We start from the raw sequence: 13383 nt of genomic DNA on the forward strand, positions 1-13383 counted from the left end.
CCGTTTGAATCGGAATATGAACGTGGTGCGGGTGGAGGGACTCGAACCCCCACGCTTTTGGCGCTAGAACCTAAATCTAGTGCGTCTACCAGTTTCGCCACACCCGCACGCCTGCGCGCCCGGCCTGCGAAGCACGCCGGGCCGCTATAGCATCGAGCGTCCGGCACAGCCAAGGCGAAAACGTCGACGCCCGATGTTCAGCGGAACACTCCGCGTTCGACACCGCCCGCATCGCTGCACCGAACAGTTAATAAACTTCTACCCATCGTCCGACCTTCGCAGATTGTGCGTTGCACAATCCGCAAGGCTGCCATGCGATCAACTGCCTAACTCGGTCGGTCTAAACCGATTATATCCCTTGCATCGAAGCGAGGCGAATGGGTCCGAGCTTCCCAGTCACAACGTATCAGCCATCGGCAGAACCATGAACATCGTCCGCTCCTACAACAACTGGCGCCGTTATCGCGAGACCTGCGCCGAGCTCAACCGGCTCTCAAGCCGGGAGCTGTCCGACCTCGGCATCGCCCGCTCCGACATCCGCACGCTCGCCCGTCAGGCGACCCGCTAAGACAGCCTCCCCTTTCGCGACGGCCCATTCTCCTTCCATAGGGCCCGAGCGGATCAGCGCCTGCGATCTCCTCCTCCCACTCGCAGGCTGACTCACGACACCCGCCGGTCCTCCCCCGGCGGGTGTCGTCGTTTGGGGGTGTTTCGTGAACGCGCCGCGAATGGTATCAAGCGCCATGGCAAACGATCCCATTCACATCGTCGGCGGCGGGCTCGCCGGCTCCGAAGCCGCCTGGCAATTGGCCGAATGCGGCGTTCCCGTCATTCTGCACGAGATGCGGGGCAGGCGCGGAACCGACGCGCACAAGACGGACGACCTCGCCGAACTCGTCTGCTCCAACTCGTTCCGTTCCGACGACGCCGAGACGAACGCCGTCGGCGTGCTCCATGCCGAAATGCGGCTGGCAGGTTCGTTGATCATGCGCTGCGCGGACGCACATCAGGTTCCGGCCGGTGGCGCGCTCGCGGTCGATCGTGAGGGGTTCGCGCAAGCCGTCACGGCAGCTCTCGCGGCTCATCCCCTCGTCACCGTCGTCCGCGAGGAAATCGGCACGCTGCCGCCCGCCGAATGGGGCTCGACCATCATTGCGACCGGTCCCCTGACCGCAGAGCGTCTTGCCGAAGCCATTCGAGCGGAAACGGGCGCCGATGCGCTGGCCTTCTTCGATGCGATTGCGCCCATCGTCCATTTCGACACGATCGACATGAACACGGCCTGGTTCCAGTCACGCTACGACAAGGTCGGGCCGGGCGGAACGGGCAAGGACTACATCAACTGCCCGATGGACCGCGAGCAGTACGAGGCCTTCGTCGCCGCGCTGGTCGCAGGCGACAAGACCGAGTTCCGCGAGTGGGAGGGCACTCCCTACTTCGATGGTTGCCTTCCAATCGAGGTGATGGCCGAGCGCGGGCCGGAGACGCTTCGCCACGGCCCGATGAAGCCGATGGGGCTGACCAACGCGCATAATCCAACGGTGAAGGCCTATGCGGTCGTTCAGCTTCGCCAGGACAATGCACTCGGCACGCTCTACAACATGGTCGGCTTCCAGACGAAGCTGAAATATGCCGACCAGGTTCGGGTCTTCCGAACGATCCCGGGTTTGGAGAACGCCGAGTTCGCCCGTCTCGGCGGATTGCATCGCAACACCTACCTCAACTCGCCGACGTTGCTCGACGGCACCTTGCGGCTGAAGCAGCGGCCGAGCCTGCGGTTCGCCGGACAGATCACCGGCTGCGAGGGTTACGTCGAATCGGCATCCGTCGGTCTCATGGCGGGACGCTTCGCGGCTGCGGAGGCTCGAGGGCAGGTCGTCGCTCCGCCGCCGCAGACGACCGCGATGGGCGCTCTTCTTGCCCATATCACCGGGGGCCACCTCGCGAGCGACGAGGAAGGCGGCAAGCGCTCGTTCCAGCCGATGAACGTCAATTTCGGCCTGTTTCCGCCGGTCGAAGTCCCGCGCGAGGAGGGCAAGCGCTTACGCGGCAAGGAAAAGACGATCGCCAAGAAGCGAGCTATGGCAAGGCGGGCGCTCGCGGACTTCAGCGCCTGGCTCGGCGCCGAGCCGGATAGGCTTCCGGTGGCAGCGGAGTAGCGCCGCAACCGGCGTTCAGCGAAGGCTTGCCCATTCGCCATGTCGCAGGGCCACAGCCGTCTGCAGCCAGACGAGTTCGCCCTGCGGACTCCATCTTAGATGCACGACCCGCAGCCGGATCGTGCGTCCTTCCGCGGACCTCAGGTCTACGACGAGCGCCGGAAGCTGCCCTTCCGCGCTGCGCACCCTGCTTGCGGGAAGTTCAGACGTCAGGTCGAACCGGTCCGTCTGATCCCGATAGGTGAGGACCAGTCGCGTCCCTTCAAGTCGAAGGGACGAACCGTCGCCGCTAGCGTCCACGCCGGTCGCTGAAACGGGAAGAACCCGATCGAAACCGCCGACATCCCAGACGTCATCGGTTTCGAAGCTCTGATCGATCGACCTCGAAGCATCGGCCTCGCGGATTGCCGCGACGGATGGAAGATTGCGAATCTCCGCCAGCCGCTTGTCGGGTTCGACCTCCGGGAGCACGCCCGATGCCTCGGCGAAATGCCTTCCCTCGTCCACGTCGTCCAGCGCATCGAGCCGCGATAGAAGGACGTCACGCTCCTGCCCGTCGAGGGTCTGGATGGCATCGGCACCACCGCGCAGACGCGTCCCAAAATCCCGCTCGATCAACGCGCTCTGACTCCTTGCGACCGTCGCGACCACGCCCCAGGGGCCGAAGGTCGCGAGCGTCAGGAGAACGGGCAGAACGGCGACCATCGTGCGGATGTCGGACCGCGTGCGCGGAACGATTTGCAGGACGACGGCAAGACCGGCCGCGAGTCCGTAGGCGGCGGAGAAGTAGCGTTCAATCGTCCAGCCCTCGCCCGACACACGGAGAAAGAGCGCGTAGGCAAACAGAAAGAGCGGTACGACCACCGCGGCTGCCCAGACTCGAGCGAACAGGCGCGCGGGCGCCGCCAGCGTATTGAGGTACGGCTCCAGCCCGAGGCGGAGCGACAGCACAAAAGCCGAGTAGAGAAGGACGATCCAGCCGATTTCATTCGTCGGCACATCGCCAGTGAGGATGATTTTGGCCGCATAGACATGAATGATCATGCTGGCGACCAGCACGAGTGGCGCTGTCACCCACTCGAACAGTGGGCGGACGGCGCGTTCGAGACGCTCGCCTGTCCGGTCCTGCAAGGCGACCGCGTCGGGCTGCGGCACTCTCCCCAGCGCGAACAGCGGGCCGACGAGGGTCAGGCCGGTCGTAAAGAGATGGGTGTAGGCACGCTCGGTGAGTCCGACACCGAAGAGCGTGCGGACCATCTCGAAGATGGCGGTGAACCCAAGCAGGAAGACTACGACGGAGAACCACCCGAGCGTGATCCCGAGTGCGATCCAGAGCGTGAAGTCCCAGAAGCTGCGTGACGAACCGCGGCCCAGAAACGGCGCGAGCGGAACGGCCGTTAGCACCGCGAGCGTCAACGCCGGACCGTTCAACAGGAAGGGATGGGCGAACCCGACCGCGACTCCCACAGCGGCAAGACCCGCACATCCGGCAAGCCGCGCGACCGCTAGGCTGGACCCTCGGCTTTCTGCGAACAGCGTGGCGGCCACGGAGGCCGCGGCGCCCGCGACAAGGCCGAGAATCCAGCGTCCGAGAGGAATCGTCGCGTCGACCTCGTTCGCGATGGCCCAGTTCGCGATGGCAGCGATCGCCACGATTGCGAGCGCGGCAGCGGGAAAACGGAACGTAGCTCGACCGGATCGCACGACGAGCGAGCGGAACAGCCCGATGAGGCGGGACGCTTTGGAACGCATATTCGAACTCTTCTTCGACCGGGACGCGCCTAGCGGCGCATCGTTCGCCAGTAGAACCAGAGACGGCGAAGAGGTTCCGTCGCGGACGGCGTCTTTCGCGTGACGCGATGGGCTGCATAGAGCGCGGGAAGCAGCGCCGGGCGCACGGACGTTGCGAGCCGACCGATCTGCGCGTCCGCTTTCGTCAGATGATCCTGCGCGAATGCGATCATCGCCTGCCGTGCGGGCTCGGTCGGCGGACCGCCGTTCAACCAGCCCGAAGCATCGAGCCCCGTTGCGCCGAGGATATCGGCGGGAACGAAGACCTGATGACGGGCGCGATGACGATCCGCATCTCGCAGGACGAGTGCCGCACCGGCTGCGACGCCGGCATGGCCCGCTGCCTCGGCGGCTGCGGGAGCCGCGGACCGATCAAGGATCATCGCGGAAAGCATGACGATCGCCGACTGCGTCTCTCCGGCATAGGCCTCGAACTCGCGGCGATCGCCCATCGGGTCGGAATAGAGGTCGAAGATTCGCGCATCGAGATATCGCTCGAACGCATCGACCGGCAGATCGTAGCGGCGTACGGTCTCTATTAGGGCCGTCGCCACCGGCGACCCCTGCCCGGCCGCCTCGGGCTCGGCATCGCTCGCCGTCAGGCGGTCACGCCACCACTGCAAGCGGATTTCACCCGGCAGCGGCTGGCTGACGTGATTGGGGATGGCGGCGGTCTCGTGGGCGAAGGCGTAGAGTGCCCATAGTCCGTCCCGCCGATCCTCCGCAGCAAAGCCGACGGACACCGCCCGATCGGGATCACCGTCCTGGACGATCCGCTCGCACTCGGCATACGCAGCGCTCCGCGGCCCGTCCTGCGTCATTCGACGGCCACGAGCGCGGCCGCGACCGGGCGACCCTCAAGCAACATGATGTTGTAGGTGCGCACGGCTGCGCCCGTCGACATCGGGTCGCAGGAGATGCCCCGGTCCCGCAGGCGGGTCAGCAGCGCCGCAGGCGGGCGCCGAATGTCCTTGCCGGTTCCGAAGAGCAGGAAGCGGATGTCGGTCGCTTCATCGAGGACCTTCATCAGACGCTCGCCGGTGAAGGGCTGCTCCTCCGTCGCCGTCCAGCCGTAGATGCCGGAGGGGAGGCAAAGGATCGATCCACGGTGGGACATGTCGGCGAAGCGGAATCCGCCGTTGCCATAGGCATCGATCGGGGCGCGACGTGGATAATGCGCGTCGCGGATTTCGCCGCTCACGTCAGGCCTGCCCAGCGCGCGGGGTGTTGCCAATGCGGGCCTTCTTGTCGGCCTCCATCGCGTCCTTCGGGTCGCCGCCGCGGATCGTCTCCGGACGCAGCTTGAAGTAGATCAGCACGGGCGCCGCAATGAAGATCGACGAGTAGACGCCGACCAGCACGCCCGCCAGCATCGGCGCCACGAAGACGCGAATCACGTCTCCGCCGAAGCCGTAGAGGGCCACCAGCGCAAGGACGAGTGTCACGGCGGTCAGCATCGTTCGCGAGAGCGTCTCGTTCAGCGAGCGATCGATGATCTCCGAGATCGGCATCTTCTTGTACTTGCGCAGGTTTTCGCGGATGCGGTCGAACACCACGACCGTGTCGTTCAGCGAGTAGCCGACGATCGTCAGCAGCGCGGCGATCGAGGTCAGGTTGAACTCGAGTTGCGAGACCACAAGGAAGCCCATCGTCATGGCGACGTCGTGCGCTGTGGCAAGAAGTGCGCCGATCGCGAACTGCCACTCGAAGCGGACCCAGACGTAAGCGGCGATCGCAAGCAGCGAGGCTCCGACGCCGAAGATCGCAGCCCAGGCGAGTTCCCCGGACACCGTCGGGCCGACGACCTCAACACGCTCGAATGTGTAGTCATTCTGCAGGGAGGCGCGAACGGCGTTGACGCTCGTCTGCGGCGCTTGGAGGTCCTGCTCCTGCACGGCGTAGCGGATCAGCACGTCCTGCGTCGAGCCGAACTCCTGCACTTGGACGTCGCCTTCGATGATCGGCGATAGATCCTCACGGATCTTCGCGACGTCCGCCTGCGGTGCCTTCGACTTCACCTCGAGCACCGTGCCGCCCGTGAAGTCGATGCCGAAGTTGAGGCCGCCGACAAAGAGGCTGCCGATCGAGGCGATCGACAGGCCGATCGTAATCGCGAAGGCCCATTTGCGGATCGCCATGAAGCGGATGTTCGTGCCATGGGGCACAAAGGACACCCAACCCTTCGGCACCTCCTTCGGGCGACGCTTCTTCACCCAGAAGGCCACCATCCAGCGCGTCAGCGTCAGAGCCGTGAAGATCGTCGTGAAGATGCCGAGGGCCAGCGTCACGGCAAAGCCGCGAACCGGGCCGGAGCCAAGGAAGAACAGGATCACGGCTGCGATCAGCGTCGTGACGTTCGCGTCCATGATCGTCCCGAGCGCCTTATGGAAGCCGGCATCTATCGACTGGACGACCGACCGCCCGTTTCGGCGCTCCTCGAGGAGGCGTTCGTAGATCAGAACGTTCGAGTCCACCGCCATGCCCATGGTGAGCACGATGCCCGCGATGCCGGGCAGGGTCAGCGTCGACCCCAGCACCGAGAGGAGCGCGACCAGGATGATGACGTTCACCAGAAGCGCGATGTTGGCGATGATGCCAAGGAAGCCGTAGGCGATGAACATGAAGGCGATGACAAAGACGCCGCCGATGATGCCGGCATTCTGACCGGCCGAGATCGAGTCGGCGCCAAGGCCCGGCCCGACCGTACGCTCTTCGATGATGTCGAGCGTTGCGGGCAGAGCACCGGCGCGCAGCAGGACCGACAGGTCGTTGGCCGACTGGACGGTGAAGTTACCGGATATCTGCGCTTGGCCGCCGAGGATCGGCTCGCGGATGTTGGGTGCGGACAGCACCTTGTCGTCGAGCACGATCGCGAACGGACGGCCGACATTCTGCTGAGTCACCTCGCCGAAGCGCTGAGCGCCGCGAGCATCGAAGCGAATGTTGACGACGGGCTGGTTGTTCTGTTGGTCGAAACCCGCCTGCGCGTCGGTGAGGTTCTCGCCCGAGATCATCACCTGCCGCTGCACCAGAACCGGAACGGGCGGCGTATCGTTTGTCTCGAGAAGCTCGGAGCCCGCGGGGACCGGCTGCTGCCCGGCCTTCACGGCCTCGGGCGAATTGTTGACGTCGACCAGACGGAAGGTCAGGCGAGCCGTCTGATTCAGCAGCGCCTTCAGACGAGCGGGGTCCTGAAGGCCTGGCACCTGCACCATGATGCGGTCGAGGCCCTGGCGTTGGATCACCGGCTCGGTCGTACCGAGTTCGTCGACGCGGCGCCGCACCACCTCGATCGACTGTGCGACCGCGGTCGAGAGGCGGTAGTTGATGCCGGCTTCGGTGAGCGTCAGCCGGAAGTTGCCAGGCTCCGGCTCGGCCAGTTCGGTTTCGGTGACCGCCCCGCCCGCGAGAAGGCTCGTCGATACCGGCGACGTCAGGTTCTGAAGGGCCGTTCGCGCGGCCGCACCCTGCGTTGGGTCCCGCAGCGTGAAGACGACGCCGCCGTCGCGCTCGGCGAGATTGGCAAAGCCCACATTCGCGTTGCGCAGCGACAGCTGCACGTCGTCGCGCAGGCTCTGCAGCCGGTCATTGACGAGCGAGGCACGATCGACCTCGAGGAGGACGTAGGAGCCGCCCTGCAGGTCGAGACCCAGCGTCATCGGCCGATCGGGCAGAAATCCCGGAAGCGAGTCCCGCTGGGACTGCGTGAGGAGGTTCGGCATCGCGAACAGGATGCCGGCGACCACCGCGAGCCAGATGAGGACGGTTTTCCAGCGGGAGAAGTAAAGCATGACGTCCTCGATTCATGGCGAGGGGGCGAGTGGCTTGCGCCCTCGCCCGTTGCCGCCCAACGGCGGATCGACGCGAAGAAGGCCGAGAATCCCCGGCCTTCGGAATGCAACCTCGAAAGAGGTTATTTCGTGTTGGCGGCGACCGGCTCGCCCTTGGTCCGCACGTCCGCCACCATCGACTGAAGAACGCGGATCTTGGTCTGCTCCGAGATCTGAACCTCGAGTTCGCCGTTGTCCATGACCTTGGTTACCTTGGCGATGATGCCGCCGCCGGTGACCACGGTGTCGCCCCGACGGATGTTGCGCAGCATCTCGTCGCGCTTCTTGGCCGCGCCGCGCTGCGGGCGGATGATCAGGAAGTACATGATCGCGAAGACCGCGATGAACGGCAGAATGCTGATGAGGATGCTCTCCGGCCCCCCGGCTGCGGCGGCGGTCTGGGCGAAAGCCGGCGTGACGAACATCAACTACTCCTAGGACAGGACGAAAACGGGCGATCGCGCCCTTCACAAGTCGGCCGCAATATACGAACGGTCGGCGCGATTGCAACACGGGCTAACGGACTGTGAACACACGTTCCGGCGGCTTCAGAAGGACATAGCGAGACCGTGACCGCACTCGAGAACGACCAGCTGATCCTTCTGCGCCGCATCGCGGACGCGCTGGAGCGGCTCGCACCTGCGCCCTCGCCTCCCGCCGACCTCGAGAGGGCGGACTGTTTCGTGTTCCAGCCGCCTGCGACGCTCCAGCCGGTCCCGAAGGTGAACCGCGTCCCCGTCGAGCTTCTTCGCGGCATCGACCGCTCGCGCGAGATCCTACTGGAGAACACGAGACGCTTTGCCGCCGGGCTTCCCGCCAACAACGCGCTGCTTTGGGGCGCTCGGGGGATGGGCAAGTCGTCCCTTGTGAAGGCGGCTCACGAATGGTCCAACCGCGAGGCAGGAGCGGACGCCGCGCCCCTGAAGCTGATCGAGATCCACCGTGAGGACATCGACCACCTGCCGGCTCTGATGCAGGCCCTGCGCATGCAGCCGTTCCAGATCCTCCTCTTCTGTGACGACCTGTCGTTCGATCACGACGACACGTCCTACAAGTCGCTCAAGGCGGCACTCGACGGGGGCGTGGAGGGACGCCCGGCCAACGTCCTGTTCTACGCAACGTCGAACCGGCGCCATCTCCTTCCCCGCAACATGATGGAGAACGAGCAGTCGACAGCGATCAATCCCGGCGAAGCCGTGGAGGAGAAGGTCTCGCTGTCCGACCGGTTCGGACTCTGGCTCGGCTTCCACAAGTGTTCGCAGGACGACTATCTCGCGATGGTCGCGGGCTACGTTCGCGAGGGCGGGCTGGGCGTCGAGGCGGAGGAGTGGCAAGCCGAGGCGCTGGAATGGTCGACGACGCGCGGCAACCGGTCGGGCCGCGTTGCCTACCAGTTCGTGCAAGATCTTGCGGGCCGCCTCGGCAAGCGTTTCGACATCTGAATCCCAAAGAAAAGGCCCCGACGCGGTGCGCCGGGGCCTTGTCCCGTCGAAACGAGAAGCGCCGAACTCAGCGCAGGTAGGTCATCGGGTTCACCGGCGAAGAATCCTTGCGAACCTCGAAGTGCACCATCGGGGCATCCGCATCGCCGGTCATGCCCGCCTTGGCAATCTCCTGGCCGCGCTTCACGGTCGAGCCGCGCTGAACGAGGATGTCGTCGGCGTGGCCGTAGACCGTCACGAGGCCGTTGTCGTGCTTCACCAGCACGGTCTTGCCGAACTCCTTCAGCCCCTCGCCCGCATAGATCACGACGCCGTTCTCGGCCGCCTTGATCGGCGTGCCGCGCGGCACCGAGATGTTCAGGCCGTCGTTGCGGCGCGAGCCGACCTTATCGCCAAAGTTCTTGACCACGCGACCCTGAACCGGCCAGCGGAACTGGTCGATGCCGGTCGAGGCAGGCGCGAGCGACGCCTCTTCCTTCTCCTCTTCCTTCGCGACCGTGGTGGTGGGGGCCGGTGCGGCAGCGGCAACGGCGGTGTCGCTCGCCTTCGGCGCGGCATGTGCCGCCGGCGCCGCAGGAGCGGCGGTCGCAGCGGCCACGGCCGGCTGTGCGGGCTTCGGGGCCTGCGCGGCGGCATGAGCCGGCGCCGCCGCGGCCGGAGCGGCCGGAGTCGCGGTCGCTACCGGGCGGTTGGCGGGAGCAGCGCGCGGTGCCGGAATGGCGGCAGCCTGCGCCTGAAGCGTCGTCGGAGGCGCGCCAAGCGAGGCGACACGCGTGTTCGCGGCGGCTGGCGCGGAGGCACCACCCGGCAGCATCAACGTCTGGCCGATGCGGATGTTGTCGTTGGTGAGGCCGTTGGCGGCACGGAGGTCAGCAACGCTGACGCCCGAGCGACGGGCGATCCCGAGCAGCGAGTCACCGGACTCGACCGTCACGCTGGCAGAGCGCGAGCCAGACGCAGCGGGCACGGCCCGGCTCATTGAAGACTGCGCGACCTGAGCCTGGCCGATCGGGGCGGCCGTGGCGCTCTGGACGGGCGCCGGCGCGGGGTAGGAGGACGCGGCCGTCGGCGCATTGCCGTAGGACGAAGCCGGCGGCGGCGGCAGCGACGAACGGCTGACGGCCGGCGTTTCGACGGCGGCGTATGTCTGCTGGGGTGCCTGATAGGCGGGGGCGACGGGCGCGGCGGCAACCTGCGTGCTTTGGATCGGCGCCTTGGGGATCGCTCCCGTGTAGAAGCCGTCCTGAAGCCGCGTCGCATCGGCGCTGCAGCCTGCCGTGATCGAGACAACCGAAACCAGCGCGGCAGAGCGAATCAGCTTCTGCCGAAAAAGCCGCATAACGTGCGTGCGCATCTCAATCCCCATGCCTTCACCAACCTTGGCCTATTCAACCGCGTTAATGTTACCCGCCGGTTAAATGCAGGAGCGAAAGCGAGGTATTCCTTTACAGGAGTGACGCTTTTCCGATCTCCAGCGGCTGAAGCCGGATGGGAAACAGGGGTGTCAGCTCGAAGCGGCTCCCTTGCCGATGATGACGCACGATCTGCTGGACGCCGTCCCCTGCCCCGATGGCGGCGACGAGCATCGCACCCGACGCCATCTGCTCCACGAACGCCTTCGGCAGTTCGTCGAACGAGCCATGCACCACGATCCGGTCATAGGGTGCGGCCTCGGCATAGCCCGCCCGTCCGTCCTCCTGAAGGAACGTCACGTTGCTGAGCGAGCAGGCGCGCAGCCGCTCGTTGGCGGCCGAGGACAGCGTGCGGTAACGCTCGAGCGTGACGACGTGCACGCCGAGACGGGCAAGCAGCGCCGTGACGTATCCGCTGCCGGTGCCGATCTCGAGCACACGATGCTCGGGCTGCACCCGGAGGGCCGCGGCGATACGAACCGCCGTTCGCGCACTCGGCATTGTCTGACCGCATGGCAGCGGGAACGTGTGCTCGCCGTAGGGGTCGGCGACGCCGTCGGGCACGAAGAGTCGGCGCGGGATCGCCTCGACCGCCTCCATGAGGCGACCCGCGACGAAATCCTCCGAGCGCACGCGCATGAGGAGCGCCGCGAGTCCTTCCCTGTCGCCCGACATGTCCATGCCCGGTCAGCCGGCGGCGAAGACGGAACGCATCTCCTCACGCAGCGCGTGGTGCGTGAGGTCGAGCTGCAGCGGCGTGACCGAGATGAACCCGTCGCGCAACGCGGCGAGATCGGAGCCTCCCATTTCCGGTCCTGACTGGCGACCGAACTTCAGCCAGTAGTACGGCAGGCCGCGGCCGTCGTGACGCTCTTCGATGCCGAGAGCGTAGTCGAGCTTGCCTTGCCGCGTGACCTTCGTGCCGCGTACGGCCTCGGGCTCGACGGCAGGAAAGTTCACGTTGAACAACGTTCCCTCGGGCGCCGACACACCCAACAGCTTGCGAATGACTTCGGCGCCGTGCCGCTCGGCCGTCGCCCACTGCAACTCACGCCCTCCGTCGGCGCGGAAGGTCTGGCTGAGGGCGATCGAGCGGAAACCCAGCATCATCCCTTCGATCGCTCCCGCTACGGTACCGGAATAGCTGACGTCGTCGCAGACGTTCTGCCCGGCGTTGACCCCGGAGAGCACGAGATCGGGCTCCTCCGGCATCAGGTGCTTTGCGGCCATGATCACGCAGTCGGTCGGCGTGCCGGTCACCGCGAAACGGCGCTCGCCCTCGCGGCGCACCCGCAGTGGCGACGACAGGGTCAACGAATGCGACAGTCCGCTCTGGTCGGTTTCCGGTGCAACGGTCCACACGTCGTCGGACAGCTGCCGCGCGATCGCCTCGAGCGTCTTCAGGCCCGGCGCGTGGATGCCGTCGTCGTTCGTCAGAAGAATGCGCATGGTCAATCCCGGCCGATGATCTCGAGCCCGCCCATATAGGGCCGCAGCGCCTCCGGCACGCGGATTTCGCCGGCCTCCGTCTGATAGTTTTCCATGATCGCGATCAGCGCGCGGCCGACGGCCGTACCGGACCCGTTCAGCGTATGGACGAAGCGCGGCGCGACCTTCTCGCCCGCCGGACGGAAGCGGGCGTTCATCCGCCGGGCCTGGAAGTCTCCGCACACGGAGCAACTGGAGATTTCGCGGAAGGCGTCCTGCCCCGGCAGCCAGACCTCGATGTCGTAGGTCTTCTGGGAGGAGAACCCCATGTCGCCCGTGCAGAGAACGACCGTCCGGAAGTGCAGACCGAGCCGTTCGAGAACCGTCTCGGCCGCCCGCGTCATCCGCTCGTGTTCGTCGAGCGAGGTTTCCGGCGTCGTGATCGACACGAGCTCGGCCTTGTAGAACTGGTGCTGGCGCAGCATGCCGCGCGTGTCGCGCCCGGCCGACCCGGCCTCGGAGCGGAACGAGGGCGTCAGCGCGGTGAAGCGCATGGGCAGCTTCGCCTCGTCGACGATCTGCTCGCGCACGAGGTTGGTCAGCGACACCTCGGCGGTCGGGATCATCCAACGACCGTCGGTTGTCCGGAACAGGTCCTCGGCAAATTTCGGAAGCTGGCCGGTACCGAAGAGTGCGTCGTCACGCACGAGGAGCGGCGGCGAGACTTCCTCGTAGCCAAATTCCCCGGTGTGCATGTCGAGCATGAACTGACCGAGCGCGCGTTCCAGGCGAGCGAGCTTGCCGCGCAGGACCGTGAAGCGCGACCCGGACATGCGGGCGGCGGCATCGAAGTCCATCTGCCCTAGCGCTTCGCCGAGCTCGAAATGTTCCTTCGGCTTGAAGGCGAAGGCAGGCTCCTGCCCGGAGCGTCGAACCTCGACGTTATCGGCCTCGTCTGCGCCGCGCGGCACATCGGCCAGGGGGGCATTCGGGAGCGTCGCGAGGAAGCCGTTCAGCTCTTCATCGAACTGCCGCTCCTGCCGTTCGCCTTCCTGGATCTTGGCCTTGAGATCGGCGACCTCGGCCATCACAGCGTCGGCACGCGCGGCATCGCCCGATGCCTTCGCCTTGCCGATCTCCTTGGACGCTTCGTTGCGGCGGCTCTGCCAGCCCTGGAGCACCTGCAGATGCTCGCGGCGCGCCTCGTCGAGGCGGCGCACCTCGGGCGAGGCGGCAGCCGCGCCCCGGCGCTCCAACGCCTCGTCGAGAGCTTGCGGGTTATCGCGGATCCATTTGAGGTCGAGCATGTCTCTCCAGTCCG

General features: G+C 66.1%; 12 protein-coding genes and 1 tRNA gene. 3 read left to right on the plus strand and 10 right to left on the minus strand.

The annotated features are described in order from the left end of the window. Window positions 1–23: 23 nt before the first annotated feature. Window positions 24–107: transfer RNA gene (locus BM175_RS04770), tRNA-Leu, on the minus strand. Between the two features lie 317 nt (window positions 108–424). Here BM175_RS04770 and BM175_RS04775 point away from each other — a divergent pair. Then, complete coding sequence (locus tag BM175_RS04775) at window positions 425–568, plus strand: DUF1127 domain-containing protein (protein WP_090959969.1); 144 nt, start codon at window positions 425–427, stop codon at window positions 566–568. Window positions 569–743: 175 nt separating this feature from the next. Continuing rightward, window positions 744–2159, plus strand: coding sequence for a methylenetetrahydrofolate--tRNA-(uracil(54)-C(5))-methyltransferase (FADH(2)-oxidizing) TrmFO (gene trmFO / locus BM175_RS04780; protein WP_090959972.1), 1416 nt, complete (start codon window positions 744–746; stop codon window positions 2157–2159). A gap of 15 nt (window positions 2160–2174) precedes the next feature. Here trmFO and BM175_RS04785 read toward each other — a convergent pair whose 3' ends face one another. The 5 genes from BM175_RS04785 to yajC form a co-directional block, all read right to left on the minus strand. After that, a complete protein-coding gene (locus BM175_RS04785) occupies window positions 2175–3911 on the minus strand; it encodes a DUF4153 domain-containing protein (RefSeq protein WP_090959975.1) in 1737 nt (578 codons plus the stop codon). A 29-nt stretch (window positions 3912–3940) separates the two neighbouring features. Further along, window positions 3941–4771 (minus strand): phytoene/squalene synthase family protein, encoded by an 831-nt coding sequence (locus BM175_RS04790; protein WP_090959978.1) that lies wholly within the window; start codon window positions 4769–4771, stop codon window positions 3941–3943. After that, entirely contained in the window at window positions 4768–5151 is a 384-nt protein-coding gene (locus BM175_RS04795; RefSeq protein ID WP_090959980.1) for an Mth938-like domain-containing protein, read from the minus strand. Before BM175_RS04795 ends, BM175_RS04790 begins: the two co-directional genes overlap by 4 nt. A gap of 1 nt (window position 5152) precedes the next feature. Then, the gene (gene secD / locus BM175_RS04800) at window positions 5153–7741 is read right to left on the minus strand and encodes a protein translocase subunit SecD (protein ID WP_090959983.1); all 2589 of its coding nucleotides are present in this window, start codon (window positions 7739–7741) and stop codon (window positions 5153–5155) included. 122 nt (window positions 7742–7863) lie between these two features. After that, a complete protein-coding gene (gene yajC / locus BM175_RS04805) occupies window positions 7864–8205 on the minus strand; it encodes a preprotein translocase subunit YajC (protein WP_090959986.1) in 342 nt (113 codons plus the stop codon). Between the two features lie 144 nt (window positions 8206–8349). Here yajC and BM175_RS04810 point away from each other — a divergent pair, with 144 nt between their 5' ends. Further along, window positions 8350–9222 carry an ATP-binding protein gene (locus tag BM175_RS04810; protein WP_090959989.1) on the plus strand — a complete coding sequence of 291 codons (873 nt, stop codon included), beginning with the start codon at window positions 8350–8352 and terminating at the stop codon, window positions 9220–9222. A 67-nt stretch (window positions 9223–9289) separates the two neighbouring features. Here BM175_RS04810 and BM175_RS04815 read toward each other — a convergent pair whose 3' ends face one another. The 4 genes from BM175_RS04815 to serS all read right to left on the minus strand — a co-directional run bounded on the left by BM175_RS04815 (window position 9290) and on the right by serS (window position 13369). After that, entirely contained in the window at window positions 9290–10576 is a 1287-nt protein-coding gene (locus BM175_RS04815; protein WP_090959992.1) for a M23 family metallopeptidase, read from the minus strand. Between the two features lie 91 nt (window positions 10577–10667). After that, window positions 10668–11309 carry a methyltransferase domain-containing protein gene (locus BM175_RS04820; RefSeq protein ID WP_175526758.1) on the minus strand — a complete coding sequence of 214 codons (642 nt, stop codon included), beginning with the start codon at window positions 11307–11309 and terminating at the stop codon, window positions 10668–10670. Between the two features lie 12 nt (window positions 11310–11321). Next, window positions 11322–12083, minus strand: coding sequence for a 5'/3'-nucleotidase SurE (gene surE / locus BM175_RS04825; RefSeq protein ID WP_090959999.1), 762 nt, complete (start codon window positions 12081–12083; stop codon window positions 11322–11324). 2 nt (window positions 12084–12085) lie between these two features. Further along, window positions 12086–13369 carry a serine--tRNA ligase gene (gene serS / locus BM175_RS04830; RefSeq protein WP_090960003.1) on the minus strand — a complete coding sequence of 428 codons (1284 nt, stop codon included), beginning with the start codon at window positions 13367–13369 and terminating at the stop codon, window positions 12086–12088. Between the last annotated feature and the right edge of the window lie 14 nt (window positions 13370–13383).

This window comes from Aureimonas phyllosphaerae (assembly GCF_900113065.1).
Lineage (GTDB): Bacteria > Pseudomonadota > Alphaproteobacteria > Rhizobiales > Rhizobiaceae > Aureimonas > Aureimonas phyllosphaerae.